Origin of the sequence: Corynebacterium kalinowskii (genome assembly GCF_009734385.1) — a bacterium.
Taxonomy (GTDB): domain Bacteria; phylum Actinomycetota; class Actinomycetes; order Mycobacteriales; family Mycobacteriaceae; genus Corynebacterium; species Corynebacterium kalinowskii.
In genome coordinates this window covers 455,595-469,947 of record NZ_CP046452.1, presented here as the reverse complement: position 1 = coordinate 469,947, position 14,353 = coordinate 455,595, and the positions used below count along the sequence as shown (strand labels likewise).

Below are 14,353 nucleotides of genomic sequence, written 5' to 3'. Positions count from 1 at the left end.
GCTATTATCGGCGAGTATGTACCAGCTAGTACGCATGATCCGTGAGGATCTCCAGAATGCTCGCGAGCACGATCCCGCCGCTCGTGGCGACGTGGAAAACGCCATCGTCTACTCAGGTCTTCACGCCATTTGGTCTCACCGCATCGCACATGCGATGTGGGTCCGTGGTCTCCGAGGGCCTGCCCGTATTCTGGCCCAGGCCACCCGCTTCTTTACGGGCATCGAGATCCACCCTGGCGCCACCATCGGGCGTCGCTTCTTCATCGACCACGGCATGGGCATCGTCATCGGCGAGACCGCCGAAATCGGCGAAGGTGTCATGCTGTACCACGGGGTCACCCTGGGTGGCCAGGTGCTGACCCAAACGAAGCGGCACCCCACGCTTTGCGACGGCGTTACTGTCGGCGCTGGCGCCAAAGTGCTCGGGCCTATCACCATTGGTAAGGGCAGCGCGATCGGCGCGAACGCCGTCGTCACCAAGGATGTCCCAGCGGGCCATATTGCCGTTGGTATCCCTGCCAAGAACCGACCACGCAACCCGGATGAGTGCATCAAACTCGTCGACCCAGATGCCTACGTCACTGGCGGATTCCCCGCCAACTACAGCATCTAGTTCAAACCCCGCCTGCGCGGGGTTTTTCTGTTATTACAGCGCGTATTCAGGGTTCTTTGCGATGAAGTGCTCTACGGCACTGCAGGTGGCCGTATAGGCAATCCCCTGCGCCTTTGTGTCATCCAAGGCACCCTTGATAAGCGGCTTGGACAGCCCCTTACCCTGGAAGCGGTCTTCGATCACCGTGTGGTCAAAGTCCCGCGTCTCCCCGGCGAGGGAGTACTCGGCGTAGCCGGCGATCTCACCGTCAACATCCAGTACGTAGCGTTGGCGATCCTTTTCGTGGCGAATTTCAGTCATAACCCCAGCATGCCGGAAAGTGAGCCAGGACACAAGGGTTGGTTTTGGAGGCAGGGGACGGCATACCGATCCGTTTACTCGCGGATTCGTCATGGGTAAACCTTGGTCTGGGCTAGTAGGTTTACCCACTGTTTTGACGCTTCACGTGGCCGATTCCTGGGTAAACCTGTTCTGTCCGCCAAGGTTTACCCACCGCTCCGGCAAATTCGCTCCATGTACTGTGTAAACCTGCAAACCCGGATCAGATTTACCCACCAATCCGGCACCACACACCACCGATTCCTGGGTAAACCTATTTGGTCCGGCAAGGTTTACCCACCGCACTACGACCCCCAGATTCTGTACGAGGGGCGATAGACAAAACAAGCCCCTTACCGCTAGGTAAGGGGCTTGCATGTTGTGGCCAGAGCCAGGATCGAACTGGCGACCCCACACTTTTCAGGCGTGTGCTCTACCGACTGAGCTATCTGGCCAAAGACTGTCGCTAAACAGTCTAGCGACCCTGACGGGACTTGAACCCGCGACCTCCGCCGTGACAGGGCGGCGCGCTAACCAACTGCGCCACAGGGCCGTGCGTGAAGAAGTAACTCCTTCGCACGAGGTAAGACTTTACACAGATAGGTCAATAGGAAACAAATCTGCACGTCACGGGCCCAATGAACCAGCTTTCATCCCTGTAGTTTCTGCGGCCTGCGAGATATCCAGATCACACTACAAACACGAAAAAGACCGAGCCACAAAAGTGAACTCGGTCTTCGTTGAATCAGAATTGCGACCCTGACGGGACTTGAACCCGCGACCTCCGCCGTGACAGGGCGGCGCGCTAACCAACTGCGCCACAGGGCCAAATACACCTGGTGTATTTGATTAAAAAGGGCCGCCGAAGCGGTCCTTGTACTCCCAACGGGATTCGAACCCGTGTCGCCGCCGTGAAAGGGCGGTGTCCTAGGCCCCTAGACGATGGGAGCGAGCCTGACAAGGTTTCCCTTGCGACAGACGTTTAATATACGTGAATTTCTTCATAGGACAAAATCTGCCCCTGACCAGCCCTAATACTGAGACGTAAAGTACTCGCTCATCTCCGGAAAGTAGCCCTGCTCAAAGTCAATGTCAGTCACAGACCTGCCGAGAACCGCAGCTTCAAGCCGATCCATGTAGAACTCCCAACCGGGACCAATCGAGGCGGCTTCCTCTGCCGAGGCGACCTCATGGAACAGCGAGATGGAGCCATCCCCCACTTCCAAAGACAGCACCCACATACCCGTGTCAAGGGTCAAAATGCGAGGTGCTTCGCACTGAACAATGGTAGCGGTCATCGGCGGACCGGCTTCTTCGGCCGTCATGGTGATCGCCACCGATTCATCGGATACTCGCTCGAAAGGACCAAACCATTGCGAAGTGCAGGACGATTCAGTCACCCACTGCCACAACTCAGCTGCGGTGCCTGGCAGGTTCCGACGGTATTCCCAGCGGTGGCCGTCGTGAAGCGTTGCGGTTGGCTTAGGCAGAGACATTGATGGGCCATGCCATTCCGAACTTGTCAGTGACGTGGCCGTAAGTGTCACCCCACATTTGCTTCTCAAATGGCATGTTCACCTGGCCGCCTTCAGACAGCTTCTCAAAGTAGGAGCGGCCCTCTTCAACGTCGTCGCCCCAGAGGGACAGGGAAAGGTGGTTGCCGATCTCATATGGGTCCTGCCCCATGAATCCCTCGACATAGTCGGAGCAGGCGAGCTCGATGGTGCCACCGGTCAGGTGACCGTGGGCAAGCAGCTCAGCCATGTCGGCAGGCAGCGACGGATCGCCCATCTGACCGAAGGTCATCACGTTCAGCTCACCGCCGAAGATGGACTGGTAGAACTCCATGGCTTCGCGGGCGTTGCCGGCGAAAGCGTAGTAAGGGACATTTTTGATAGTCATGGCCATAATTGTCCCAGCTGTCAAAGATACTCGCCCGATTTAGCTTATTGAATCTGTCTGCAGATATTGCAAAACTGCCATTACCCTGCGATCCGACTCATGATCTGGGGGCAAATCCAGTTTGGAGAAAATGTTCCGAATGTGCTTATGCACAGCCCCCTCCGTCACAAACATGCGCGCTGCAATCGCCGAGTTTCCTAATCCCTCTGCCATCAAGGACAACACTTCACGCTCCCGCTCGCTGAGCGAGGCCATCGGTGCAGCTGCCCGTTCTCGTGCAAACAGCTGCGCCACCACCTCCGGATCGATGACGGTCTCCCCTGCCACCAAGCGTTCCAAACAGCTGAGGAACTGTTCCACTCGTCCCACTCTTTCTTTCAGCAAATACCCAATCCCGCGTGAGCCTTGCGCGAGCAACTGTGTGGCAAAGCTCTGTTCCACCCATGCGGAAAGCACCAATATTGGCAGATTTGGGTACATCTCCCGGACTTCAACAGCTGCTCGAATGCCTTCATCGGTGAAGGTAGGGGGCATACGAACATCGAGAATTGCTAGGTCAGGAACTTTCGCCCGTGCAGAAGCGAGGAATTCGGCGACTCCGGAAGCGGTAACTACTTCGTATCCTTCATCTTCCAATAGGGCTGCCAGCCCGGCGCGCAACAGCGCATCGTCTTCAGCTATGAGGATTCGCATGGCAACTCCACGTGTATTCGAGTGGGCCCTCCCACTGGGCTCGTAACTGTGATGTGGCCATCCTGGGCGGACACGCGACGCTGAATCCCCATCAGTCCACTGCCGAGAGTGTGGTTGGCCCCACCGACACCATCGTCTTCAATGTCGATCCGGAGGCTGTCCTGCCCAAACTGCATTCTCACCTGGGCTGCCGTTGCTCCGCTGTGCTTGGATATGTTGGTGACTGCCTCCGCGATTACATGATATGCGGTGTCTTCCACAGCAGGAGATAGCTGGGCTGTGCCAGCAATCTGCACAGTGCAGGGCACGGCGCAGCCAGCTGCGAGGGAATGCACTGCTCCTGCGAGGTCATGGGAATCCAGGGCGGGTGGATGAATACTGCGTACAACGGCGCGCAGCTCGTTGAGAGCAGCTTCTACGGCAGTTTGTGCCTCATCGAGCGCGCCTTCAGCCCGAGCGGGATTTTTGTGCAACAGCCGGCGGGCAGAGCCGATTTTGATGGTGCTGGCGACGAGTCTGCTTTGTGCGCCGTCGTGAAGCGCGCGTTCTATGCGCCGCAGCTCATCATTGTGCGCCTGCCACGCACCGCTACGGGTCTGCTGTAGAACCGTGATGCGCCGAATCAACTGCGACGGATCCTGTGGCCACAGGATCCGTTCAGCGATGACCTGGTGAAATCGATTCAAACTCGGGATAATTGCCATCGCAATTGCACCCCACCCCAAACCCAACAGCCCAACCGCAAGGGCCCGCAGCCAGCTGTCGGCCCTCATGCCAATGGAGGAATAGGCATAGTCCGTTGGTACTGCCCACCACCACAGGGGAAAGCTGACATCGCGTAGCGCCAACACAGGCAAGAGCAGGGCCAATACTCCGATGGGGAGACCGACGGTCGCCTGCCACAGTGCCCAGTGCACTTCTTTGCGGGTCTGGGGATCCCGCCACAACAACTCCAAACAGGCTAAAGCACCGCGCGGAATTTCCCTTTTCGGTAGCAATGGCGCTGGCAACGCTTGGGCCGCAAGCCCCTTGACCAGGCTTGTGGCAGGACGGATCAGCAGCAGGCCCACGCCGATGGGAATCAGTGCGTGTGCAAGCAGCAATAACAACACCACGCCGATCGACATAAACGATACGATCAGCCCGCCGGCCAAGCTCTCAAAAGCACGCACGAAGTGTTGCACCGTAAGGGCGCTGCCTCGCCTCATGACGAGCCCGTTTTACTGGCATCCACAGCTCTAACTGTACTGAGCTTGTGCGCGCAAAGCCGAGGTTATCCCCAAAAGTACAGCCTGCTATACCCCAAGTCTCCAGTTGAAGGGATTTCCCTCTCACCAGCACCTTTCTAGCGTTAGAGGTAGCTTCCCACCTACTATCAAGGAGACATCATGGCTGACTATCAGCTCTCAAATCTACCCGAGGAAACCCCTGCCAAGTCCACATCCTCAATGTCCATGACGGCAATTGTGCTGTGGATCCTGGTCGCTCTCTCAGCGGTTGCTAACGCTTTCTTCCAGGCCACCGGTCACATCATCCTGGGAGTCATAATGGGCCTGCTCACTGCAACGTGCATCGTGCTCTTGGTGCGCGACTACCTGAAGAATCGCAACCGATGAACATCCCGGCACCTCTACTGCAGGTTCGGGAGATCTCCCGAACCTTCGGCTCCGGAACAAACGCCGTGCACGCACTGCGCAAGGTATCGGTGGGTATTGCACATGCGAGTTTCGTGGCCGTCATGGGCCCCTCCGGATCCGGCAAGTCCACCTTCCTCAACTGCGTTGCGGGACTCGATCAACCCAACTCTGGGGAAATCATCTTGGCCGGGCAGAACATCGCAGCTCTGAGTGCTGGCAAGCGCAGCAGATTGCGTCGCGAGCGCTTTGGCTTCGTATTTCAGTCCTACAATCTGTTGCCTGCCTTGACAGTGCAAGACAACATCACCCTCCCGCTGAGAATGTCGGGATTGAGCGTCGATAAAGCGTGGGCTGCCAATGTTATCGACCGGGTGCAGATCGACGCGCTATTGAACAAACGTCCAGCACAGTTGTCCGGCGGGCAACAACAGCGCGTCGCAATCGCACGCGCCTTGGTTTCCAAACCTGACATCGTGTTCGCCGATGAACCCACCGGCGCCCTCGACGCGCGTACTGCTTCTGAAGTCTTGGATTTGCTTCAGCACTTGGTACGCAACCTGAATCAGACCGTAGTAATGGTCACTCACGATCCCCTCGCTGCGGCACGGGCCGACCGCGTCTTGTTCTTGGCAGACGGCATGCTGGTGGATGAGATGATGCGCTCGACGGCCACTGACATCGCACTGCGAATGACCGCTTTGGGGGCGCGCTCATGTGGCAGCTAGCTTTAGCCAATATCCGCCAGAATTGGTTTCGCTTACTGGGCGTGTGGTTCACCTTGGTGGTGGCCGCAGTACTCATTGGCACAGCTTTGTTAATGCTCGTCAGCGGGCTAATCCAGCCAAAGTCGTCCACTCTGCTCACTCGGGCAGATGCCATTATCGCCGGTCCAAGCACCCTTCGTCCCGAAGGTGGCGACTTCAGTTCTGTGGTTCGGCTTGCAGAACAACAGCTGGTCACCGGCGAAACAATACGCGCTGCCAAGGCACATGCCACGGTACAAGAAATCCGCACGCTGGACCGGACGCTAAGCACCGATCGGGGCACGGCAACAGTCCAAGTCACCGACTGGCCGTCCAGCGTATTCGGAGATTTTCCGGCAGGCGCAGGTGTCTCGGTCACGGCCCCGTTAGCCAAGGACTTGGGAATCTCCGTAGGGTCGCCGATTCAGCTCAGCAGCGGCGGCAGCTCGACTACATTACGAGTCGATTCGGTGCTCGGCGACGAGTCCTCGGCCCCCTGGGTGATAGTCCCTGATCACACCTTCACTGAGCTTGGCGCCCACCCCACTAGGGTAACTGCGTTAGCAATATCTGAAACATCTGTTACAGACTTCGCCGCGCTTGACGACGCTATCGAAGCCTCACAGCCTGAGCTTCGCCGCTACTCGCCAAAAGAGTTCGGAACATGGGAGCGGCGAGAGGCCACAGCTGGCCAGCAAATATTGCTTGCGATCGCGACGAGTTTCGGCGGCTTTGCAGTGTTGATCAGCGTGTTCGTGGTGGGCGTGTTGCTTTCGCTGAGTGTGGCTGCACGACGTCGAGAATTCGCGGTCTGCCGTGCGATCGGAGCAAGTCCGGCCATGCTCATGAAACTCGTCTCCGTCGAAGGACTGATACCGGGTGTCAGCGCGGCTGTTGTCGGCGTATGGCCGGCATTCACGGTGTCTCGCTGGGCGCTGGCCAGCGCAGTGAGCCACGGGGTGTTGCCTGCTGGGACCCAGCTCGCCAACGGAATTGTGCCACTTGCACCTGCAGTACTGGGAACCATCGTGCTCGTAGGATGCGCTGCGGTAGGCGGTTCCCTCATGTCGGTGTTGGGGGTGGCGTTTGCTGACCCTGCGGAGGCATTGCGGGAAGCGCGGGCAACTTCTCAAAAGCCGGGGGCGTGGCGCGTTGCTACCGGCTCGGTACTGTTCCTCATCGGTGCTTGCAGCGCCACCCTACCGCTGTTTTTGCACACCGAGGTGGGTGCCGCCGGGGCAGGTAGCGCTGCACTACTCATGTGCCTCGGCTGTGCCATCTGGCTGCCACTCGGGGTAATCCCACTGGCCAGGGTCGTATTCCGTCCCCTTCGCCAGCAACGGGTTGCCTGGTTGACGGAACAGAATCTGTTGGCGGCGCCAAGCCGACTAGCTGGTGTCATCTCTCCAATTGTCATGGCGATCGGCTTTGGAGTGACCATGCTGTGCAATCAAACGATTCTTTCGGAGGCTAAGGACACCCAACTGACTGAAACAGTCATCGCTCCAGCTTCGGTGTCGGCCGCAGCAGCCGGTGGCCTGTCTGAGTCCGCGATACAGGATTTGAGGGCACTTCCTGGGGTCAGTGACATTGTCACGGCGCGCAGCACAGTGCTGTATCACGCACTACGCATTATCGACGACGCTGATTTCACAACACTTCCCGCAGTTGGTGTCACGGGCCCGCTAACTGCCGCACTTGATGTGGGCGTTTCTTCCGGCAGCCTGAGCGAATTCCACGGCCCAGTCATCGCGCTCGATGAGAGTGTGGCCGCTGCATTGCGCCTCAACGTTGGAGAGGAGGCGCAGTTCTACCGTGGCGATGGCACCCCAGTAACGTTACGGGTGGTGGCCACCTACTCTCGTGGGTTGGGCATTGGACAGGCGCTTATCCCACTGGATGTGCTGCATACCTTCGATGCCTCCCCGAACCAGGCCATCTTGGTGGGCGATAGCCCCGACTTTCCAGGATCACTAGTGGAGTTTGCTCGCCTTCATCCGGGAGTTGTCCTGACAACGCAACCGGCGTCGGAAAGCGGCGCTTCCTGGGTCAATCTCGCCGGGCTGGCCGCCATCATCTTGTTTCTCGTGATCGGTGTGGCCAATTCGATGATCCTGGCCACGCGGACCCGGCGGAGCGAGTTCTCACTGTTACAACTACTAGGAATTCCTCGATCCACCATCGTTGCAACCCTATGCGCGGAGGTCATCTTCACCGCATTCCTTGCGCTGATACTTGGGTTCCTGATCGCAGCTCTTCCCATTGGAGCTATGTCTTGGGGATTTCTGGGACAGCCCTATCCACTGATTCCCACGCCGGTGATTCTGACTGGCATTGTCGCAGTACTTGGCCTTGTTACGGCAGCAGTGCTGATCCCGGCATTGGGAATTCTGCGTCTGCCAGCGATCTCAGTCGCCGGAGTACACGATTAACAAAAACCCCGCTTACCTGCGTAAACGGGGTTATTTGTGGGCCCTGCGGGGCTCGAACCCGCGACCTGCGGATTAAAAGTCCGTAGCTCTACCAACTGAGCTAAAGGCCCAACTGACAACCCATTTTTTGGGATTGCTAGAAACTCACTTTAGACGCTTGAAAATAGTTAAACAAAACCGGGTCGCTCTCCTCGCTTGAGTAGGCCCCCACGAATGAACACCCCACCCTCGCCGAAGTTTCACCCCCATCTAATTGCCAGCCCCGAAATGGGTGACATCCCATGTGATGGGAACCTCCTTAGTGGCACCCCCGACTAATCAAGAGCAAGCTATGCATTAAGAACATTATTCTCTCCTGGAGGTGTCGCGTATGGACATTGTTGATGTCTCGCGCTGGCAATTCGGTATCACAACCGTTTACCACTTTATTTTCGTTCCGTTAACTATTGGCCTCGCCCCACTCGTGGCGGCGATGCAGACAGCATGGCACGTCACCGGCAAAGATCACTGGTACCGTGCCACAAAATTTTTCGGCACCCTGTTCTTAGTCAACTTCGCCATGGGTGTGGTTACCGGCATCGTGCAGGAGTTCCAGTTCGGTATGAACTGGAGTGAATACTCACGCTTTGTGGGCGACGTCTTCGGCGCCCCACTGGCCCTAGAAGGCTTAGCGGCATTCTTTATCGAATCCACATTCTTAGGTCTGTGGATTTTTGGTTGGGGCAGACTGCCCCGCTGGGCCCACCTGGCCTCGATCTGGCTCGTCGCCCTCGCCGTTAACCTGTCTGCGTACTTCATTATTGTCGCAAACTCTTTCATGCAACACCCGGTGGGAGCGGTATTCAACCCAGAGACCGGCCGTGCAGAACTCGTCAGTATCGGCGCGCTTCTTACCAACCCAACGGCGCTCATGGCGTGGCCGCACACCGTAGCTGGTTCGCTCCTTGTGGCGGGCACTTTCGTGGCTGGTGTCTCCGCATGGTGGCTGGTTCGAGATAGCCGAAATGAGGAATCCCCCACTGCCCGAGTCCTGTGGCGCCCTATCATGCGTCTAGGACTATGGGTAACCGGTATTTCTTCGGTCTTGCTTGCGATCACCGGCGACTTCCAGGCCAAGCTGATGTTCCAACAGCAACCCATGAAGATGGCTTCCGCGGAATCGCTGTGCGAAAGCCAACTTGACCCGCACTTCTCAGTGCTCACCGTAGGTACACACAACAACTGCGAATCGGTAGCACACCTCATTGAGGTGCCATGGGTGCTCAGCTTCCTCTCCGAAGGAAAGTTCAGTGGTGTCACACTGCAGGGCGTTAACCAGCTGCAAGACAAGTATGAGGCTCTCTACGGGCCAGGAAACTACACGCCGAACCTGTTTGTTACGTATTGGTCGTTCCGCATGATGATCGGCCTCATGGTCGGCTCGCTGCTGTTGTGTGTGGTGGGGTTCTGGCTGTCTCGTAAGGGTCGAATCCCGACAGAGAAGTGGTTCGGAAAGTTCGCACTGTGGATGATCCCATTCCCATTCTTTGCTAACTCCGCTGGTTGGGTGTTTACCGAGATGGGCCGCCAGCCGTGGATCGTGCACCCGAACCCGGCGTTCGGGCCCGGAAGCCCGAACGGCGAGGACCAGATCCATTTGATCGTCGACTTCGGTGTATCCAATCACGCGACCTGGGTTGTCTGGGTATCCCTCATCGGTTTCACCCTGGTATACGGCGCACTCGCCGTCGTGTGGTTCTGGCTCATGCGCAAGAAAGTGCTGGAAGGACCGCTGCCGATTGGTGCCAGCGATCACGTCGAGGATGTACTTGGGCCGCCTGCCCCACCAATTGAGCCACTTCATTTTGGTGCGGTCCCAGCTGAAGGAGTGAAATAGCAATGGATCTGCAAACTGTCTGGTTCGTCCTGGTAGCGGTCCTCTTTGCAGGATATTTCGTCCTGGAAGGCTTCGACTTCGGTGTTGGCATGATTCTGCCATGGCTGAAGAAGGAAGAACGCACTGCAGCGATTAAGACCATCGGCCCAGTCTGGGACGGCAACGAAGTCTGGCTTATCACCGCCGGTGGAGCGCTCTTCGCAGCGTTCCCTGAATGGTATGCCACCTTGTTCTCTGGCTTCTACCTCCCCCTCTTCCTAATCCTGTTCGGTCTCATCGTGCGCGGTATCGGCTTGGAATGGCGCAGCAAGGTGGAAACCCAAAATTGGCGCGACTGGTGCGACCGAGGCATTGTTGTCGGCTCCTGGCTCGCCGCCCTGTTGTGGGGCGTAGCGTTCGGCAACATCGTTAAGGGCGTAGCCATCGACGGTAACCGCCAGATTGAATCCGGGTTCGACGGCTTCATCGGCCTACTGAACCCCTTCGGTCTGCTGGGCGGCGCGACCTTCGTGCTTGCCTTCCTCATCCATGGCCTGCTGTTCCTGGGTCTGAAGTCCGGCGAACCGCTGCGCACGCGCGCTCATGACATCGCGAAGAAACTGATCGTGCCCGCCATTGTTGTCGCCGGTGGATTCCTGGTCTGGACTCAGCTCGCCCATGGTCGGGCCCTGACGTGGCTACCACTAGGAATCCTGGTGCTGTGTGCCCTCGCTGCTGCCTTCGCTCTGTTCAAGGGGCGCGATGGCTGGGCCTTCGCCGCCTGGGCTGTCGTGATCCTGATGTGTGCAGCTCAGCTGTTCGGCACCCTCTTCCCGAATCTGATGCCAACCACGCTTGCCGACGGCGTCTCACTGGACATCTACAACTCATCCTCCAGTCCTTACACGCTCAAGGTCATGACCTGGGCTGCCGGTTTCCTCACCCCGTTGGTATTGCTCTATCAGGGTTGGACCTACTGGGTGTTCCGCAAGCGAGTCTCTGTCTAGATGGCTTCTCCTCTCAACCAGCGTCTCCTCGCGGCAGCTCCTGCGGCGAGGAGACACCTCGTTTTAACAGGTATCGCGCAAGCTGCCGATACCGTGTTGACCGTGGCACGCGCCGCGCTTATTGGCACTGCAGCAGCCGTGCTCATCGAGCAAGACGTTATCCGATGGGAGCTCGTCTACGCGTTAGCCGGTGTTGTACTGGCGCAAGCTGGAGTGGCGTTTGTGGCGCGGCGATGGGCGTCGAAAAGCACGGGCGAGGCGGTAGATGAGCTGCGGCTCGCCGCGCTGAAAGCCCTGGAGCGTCGCGATCCTCGCCAGGTGGAGGAGGATTCCGCGATGTGGCGCACCACGCTCACCTCCGGACTGGAGGGGGTGCGGCCGTACCTCACCGAGTACGTGCCCGCGCTTATCGCTACTTGCTTAGCGACGCCCATCGCCCTAGCTACCCTGCTGTACTACGACGCTCCCTCTGCCATTCTTGCAGCTGCCACAATCCCGCTGATCCCGCTGTTCATGGTGCTAATCGGCGTGCTGACTCGCACGCACACTCAGCGCAGACTGGAGGTAACCAGCACCTTGTCGGATCAGCTGTCAGACCTCATGCTGGGAGCTCCTACGCTGCGCGCGCTTGGTGTGACGAAGGCTCCCGTCTCGCAACTTCGCAAAACGGGTGAGACGCATGAAACCGCGACGATGTCGGTGCTGCGCCTGGCGTTCCTGTCCTCCTTTGCCTTGGAATTCCTCGCCACCTTGTCGGTCGCGTTGGTCGCGGTGTGGATCGGTCTGCGACTGGTGGAGGGTGATATGACGCTGCTTTCCGGGCTGGTCGCCCTCATCATCGTTCCCGAGGTGTACGCTCCGCTGCGAAAAGTAGGCGCGAGTTTCCATGCCTCGGTGGACGGCATGACGGCAGCCGAGCAAGTCTTCGATCTCATCGACTCCCCCGGCACCCTGGACGGCTCCTACGTCAGCAGTGGTTCTGCTGAGATCCGCGTCCAGGACCTCAGCGTGCGTGGTCGGGATGGGGTGACACCAACGGGGCTCTCCTTCACTGCCATCCCCGGACGAATCACCGTATTGCACGGACCAAACGGCTCGGGAAAATCCACTGCACTTTTGGCCGTTCTCGGCCTACTTCCCGATTCTGCAGTCAGCGGCCACATCGAGGCGCCCTCGCTTTCAGACATTGCCTACCTTCCGGCGCATCCCGCCCTCGTCGGCGGAACTGTGGGCGACAATCTGGTGCTGCTGGGGGCGCTACCCACAGCGACGACGCACTCCTCTGCCGAAGTCGGGCTCGATATACCTCTAACCCAAGCCGTCCACTCCGGTGGCGCTGGTATTTCGGCGGGTCAAGCGCAACGCCTGGCGCTCGCCAGAGTCCTTGCGCTTGATGCCCCTTGCCTGCTGTTGGATGAACCCACCGCTCACCTGAGCCCTGAACTGGTCATTCGCTTAACCGAACTACTGCAACGTGAAGCTCAGCGCGGCCGCGTCCTTCTCATCAGCAGCCACGATCCCCGCATCCTCGCCATCGCAGACCAGGTGGTGCAGCTATGAATGATCTCCGCTTCCTGTTGCAGCTAGCCGGCGTGCGCCGCCGGGACCTCATATTGTCCATTCTGGCCGGCAGCGTCACGCTCATCTCAGCTCTGTCGCTGACTGTGCTGTCCGGCTGGCTGATCACTCGGGCCTGGCAAATGCCTCCGATTCTCGACCTCGGAGTCGCTATCACGGCAGTTCGGGGCCTTGGCATCAGCCGAGCCGTGTTCCGCTATCTCGACCGCCTTGTCAGCCACCGGGTAGCTCTAGGTGCCACCACCCGACTGCGTCCCGCACTCTTTCAAGCCGTGTCCACCGACCCCACTGGCCGCGCCCACACGCTCTCCCGCGGCGAGACCCTCACCCGACTCGGATCCGATGTGGACCGCGTAGCCGATTTCATCGTCCGCAGCGTGATTCCTGCAGGTGTCGCTCTCACGCTGTCTGTCCTCGCAGTACTGGGCGCCTTCCTGCTCCACCCCTTCGCTGCACTGATGCTGGCAGCGGGCTTTTGTGTCACAGGACTCGCCGTCCCTTGGCTCGTGCTACGGGCCCACCGCAGCGCCCAAGCCGTCGCCACCGCCGATAGCTTTGTCACCGCCCTCGATGATCAACTGCTCCATCGCAGCGAGTTCGCGGTTGCCGGACTCAGTTCTGCGCGTATCGACGCCACCATCTCCGCCTCCCGACGCAGCAGCAACGCCCTCGTGAAGGCTGAACGGCCACTTGCGTGGGCCTCCCTGGTAGAGCAGCTTGGGGTGGGTTTTTCCGTGGCCTGCATTCTCGCGGTCGGCCTGCTTTTCTACCCGGGTGAACCCACCTGGCTCGGCATGTTGATTTTGCTGCCCCTAGCTGCATTCGAGGCACACGGACCATTGGCAACCGCCGCCATTCACGCAGCTGACGCCCGTGACGCTGCCCGCAGACTACGCGAACTCACTGCGCCCGATACTGCGACCGGCACCCTCATTCCCCCAACGATGGAAATTGAGGCAGCGGAGCTCGAACTAACCCGCGGCGAAAAGATCTGGAACCTGACAGTTCCTTTCGGCAGCAGGCACCTCATCACCGGAGCAAGTGGCATCGGCAAGACGAGCCTACTACTAACGCTGGCAGGGCTCATTCCGTCCCGTTCCGGGCAATGCACCATCGGTGGCATTCCAGTCGAGCAAATCAACCCGTCGTGGCTGCGGGAACACGTCCACGCCCACCCCGAAGACGAATGGATTTTCGCCACCACTATCAGGGAAAACCTGCTGGTAGCGGCGCCGATGGCGTCGGAAAGCCTCATGCGGGAAGTTCTAGATGCCGTTGGGCTAGGCGCATTCGAGTTGGATCAGCTGTTGCCGGCCGGCGCAGACTCGCTTTCCAGCGGGCAGCGACGCCGCCTACTGCTCGCCAGAGCGCTGTGCTCCGACGCGGAGGTCCTATTGCTGGACGAGCCGACCGAGCACACGAGCCACGAGGACGCGCAGCGCTTCCTGAACATGCTGCTTGAGCAGCCACTTCCGGGCGCGCGAGCGGAGCGCACCGTGATAGTAGTGACCCACGAGCCTGAGGCTGCGAAGCCCCGCTAATTAGCCAATACAGAAAGCAAAACGCCGGCTCTGG

At 58.9% G+C, this 14,353-nt stretch carries 13 protein-coding genes and 5 tRNA genes; 8 read left to right on the top strand and 10 right to left on the bottom strand.

What is annotated here, in order from left to right:
* Positions 1 to 16: 16 nt before the first annotated feature.
* Positions 17 to 613, top strand: coding sequence for a serine O-acetyltransferase EpsC (gene epsC, locus CKALI_RS02235; protein ID WP_156191757.1), 597 nt, complete (start codon positions 17 to 19; stop codon positions 611 to 613).
* A 33-nt stretch (positions 614 to 646) separates the two neighbouring features.
* On the opposite strand, the gene CKALI_RS02230 is transcribed toward epsC, so the two are convergent.
* The 9 genes from CKALI_RS02230 to CKALI_RS02190 form a co-directional block, all read right to left on the bottom strand.
* Positions 647 to 913 (bottom strand): GNAT family N-acetyltransferase, encoded by a 267-nt coding sequence (locus CKALI_RS02230; protein WP_156191756.1) that lies wholly within the window; start codon positions 911 to 913, stop codon positions 647 to 649.
* Positions 914 to 1,313: 400 nt separating this feature from the next.
* Positions 1,314 to 1,386 (bottom strand) — tRNA-Phe (locus tag CKALI_RS02225).
* A 24-nt stretch (positions 1,387 to 1,410) separates the two neighbouring features.
* Positions 1,411 to 1,484: transfer RNA gene (locus CKALI_RS02220), tRNA-Asp, on the bottom strand.
* A 201-nt stretch (positions 1,485 to 1,685) separates the two neighbouring features.
* Positions 1,686 to 1,759: transfer RNA gene (locus CKALI_RS02215), tRNA-Asp, on the bottom strand.
* A 49-nt stretch (positions 1,760 to 1,808) separates the two neighbouring features.
* Positions 1,809 to 1,881: transfer RNA gene (locus CKALI_RS02210), tRNA-Glu, on the bottom strand.
* A gap of 81 nt (positions 1,882 to 1,962) precedes the next feature.
* Positions 1,963 to 2,427 carry an SRPBCC family protein gene (locus CKALI_RS02205; protein ID WP_156191755.1) on the bottom strand — a complete coding sequence of 155 codons (465 nt, stop codon included), beginning with the start codon at positions 2,425 to 2,427 and terminating at the stop codon, positions 1,963 to 1,965.
* Entirely contained in the window at positions 2,414 to 2,833 is a 420-nt protein-coding gene (locus CKALI_RS02200) for a VOC family protein (protein WP_156191754.1), read from the bottom strand. Before CKALI_RS02200 ends, CKALI_RS02205 begins: the two co-directional genes overlap by 14 nt.
* Before the next feature lie 39 nt (positions 2,834 to 2,872).
* Complete coding sequence (locus tag CKALI_RS02195) at positions 2,873 to 3,526, bottom strand: response regulator transcription factor (protein WP_156191753.1); 654 nt, start codon at positions 3,524 to 3,526, stop codon at positions 2,873 to 2,875.
* Positions 3,511 to 4,698: a sensor histidine kinase gene (locus CKALI_RS02190; RefSeq protein ID WP_197079740.1), complete on the bottom strand. Its 1,188-nt coding sequence runs from the start codon at positions 4,696 to 4,698 to the stop codon at positions 3,511 to 3,513. The genes CKALI_RS02195 and CKALI_RS02190 overlap by 16 nt, the downstream gene beginning before the upstream one ends.
* Positions 4,699 to 4,914: 216 nt before the next feature.
* Between CKALI_RS02190 and CKALI_RS02185 the strand changes: the two genes are divergently transcribed.
* The 3 genes from CKALI_RS02185 to CKALI_RS02175 are packed head-to-tail and all read left to right on the top strand — an operon-like array spanning position 4,915 to position 8,338.
* Entirely contained in the window at positions 4,915 to 5,142 is a 228-nt protein-coding gene (locus tag CKALI_RS02185) for a hypothetical protein (RefSeq protein ID WP_156191751.1), read from the top strand.
* A complete protein-coding gene (locus CKALI_RS02180) occupies positions 5,139 to 5,888 on the top strand; it encodes an ABC transporter ATP-binding protein (protein ID WP_156191750.1) in 750 nt (249 codons plus the stop codon). The genes CKALI_RS02185 and CKALI_RS02180 overlap by 4 nt, the downstream gene beginning before the upstream one ends.
* The gene (locus CKALI_RS02175; RefSeq protein WP_156191749.1) at positions 5,876 to 8,338 is read left to right on the top strand and encodes an FtsX-like permease family protein; all 2,463 of its coding nucleotides are present in this window, start codon (positions 5,876 to 5,878) and stop codon (positions 8,336 to 8,338) included. Before CKALI_RS02180 ends, CKALI_RS02175 begins: the two co-directional genes overlap by 13 nt.
* Positions 8,339 to 8,375: 37 nt before the next feature.
* Here CKALI_RS02175 and CKALI_RS02170 read toward each other — a convergent pair.
* Positions 8,376 to 8,448 (bottom strand) — tRNA-Lys (locus tag CKALI_RS02170).
* Between the two features lie 260 nt (positions 8,449 to 8,708).
* On the opposite strand from CKALI_RS02170, the gene CKALI_RS02165 reads away from it, so the two are divergent.
* The 4 genes from CKALI_RS02165 to cydC are packed head-to-tail and all read left to right on the top strand — an operon-like array spanning position 8,709 to position 14,319.
* Entirely contained in the window at positions 8,709 to 10,214 is a 1,506-nt protein-coding gene (locus tag CKALI_RS02165; protein ID WP_156191748.1) for a cytochrome ubiquinol oxidase subunit I, read from the top strand.
* Positions 10,215 to 10,216: 2 nt separating this feature from the next.
* On the top strand, positions 10,217 to 11,200 hold the full coding sequence (gene cydB, locus CKALI_RS02160) for a cytochrome d ubiquinol oxidase subunit II (RefSeq protein ID WP_156191747.1): 984 nt from the start codon (positions 10,217 to 10,219) through the stop codon (positions 11,198 to 11,200).
* Complete coding sequence (locus tag CKALI_RS12325) at positions 11,201 to 12,760, top strand: ABC transporter ATP-binding protein/permease (RefSeq protein ID WP_156191746.1); 1,560 nt, start codon at positions 11,201 to 11,203, stop codon at positions 12,758 to 12,760. It abuts the gene before it with no gap.
* Positions 12,757 to 14,319, top strand: a complete 1,563-nt coding sequence (gene cydC / locus CKALI_RS02150; RefSeq protein WP_156191745.1) for a thiol reductant ABC exporter subunit CydC — start codon at positions 12,757 to 12,759, stop codon at positions 14,317 to 14,319. Before CKALI_RS12325 ends, cydC begins: the two co-directional genes overlap by 4 nt.
* The last annotated feature ends 34 nt before the right edge of the window (positions 14,320 to 14,353 follow it).

Bases quoted from the DNA above. Each gene is read 5' to 3' on its own strand.
- CKALI_RS02175 (WP_156191749.1), top strand. From the start codon at position 5,876: ATGTGGCAGCTAGCTTTAGCCAATATCCGCCAGAATTGGTTTCGCTTA.
- CKALI_RS02205 (WP_156191755.1), bottom strand. From the start codon at position 2,427: ATGTCTCTGCCTAAGCCAACCGCAACGCTTCACGACGGCCACCGCTGG.
- cydB (WP_156191747.1), top strand. From the start codon at position 10,217: ATGGATCTGCAAACTGTCTGGTTCGTCCTGGTAGCGGTCCTCTTTGCA.
- epsC (WP_156191757.1), top strand. From the start codon at position 17: ATGTACCAGCTAGTACGCATGATCCGTGAGGATCTCCAGAATGCTCGC.
- CKALI_RS02195 (WP_156191753.1), bottom strand. From the start codon at position 3,526: ATGCGAATCCTCATAGCTGAAGACGATGCGCTGTTGCGCGCCGGGCTG.
- CKALI_RS02230 (WP_156191756.1), bottom strand. From the start codon at position 913: ATGACTGAAATTCGCCACGAAAAGGATCGCCAACGCTACGTACTGGAT.
- cydC (WP_156191745.1), top strand. From the start codon at position 12,757: ATGAATGATCTCCGCTTCCTGTTGCAGCTAGCCGGCGTGCGCCGCCGG.
- CKALI_RS02185 (WP_156191751.1), top strand. From the start codon at position 4,915: ATGGCTGACTATCAGCTCTCAAATCTACCCGAGGAAACCCCTGCCAAG.
- CKALI_RS02165 (WP_156191748.1), top strand. From the start codon at position 8,709: ATGGACATTGTTGATGTCTCGCGCTGGCAATTCGGTATCACAACCGTT.
- CKALI_RS02200 (WP_156191754.1), bottom strand. From the start codon at position 2,833: ATGACTATCAAAAATGTCCCTTACTACGCTTTCGCCGGCAACGCCCGC.
- CKALI_RS12325 (WP_156191746.1), top strand. From the start codon at position 11,201: ATGGCTTCTCCTCTCAACCAGCGTCTCCTCGCGGCAGCTCCTGCGGCG.
- CKALI_RS02180 (WP_156191750.1), top strand. From the start codon at position 5,139: ATGAACATCCCGGCACCTCTACTGCAGGTTCGGGAGATCTCCCGAACC.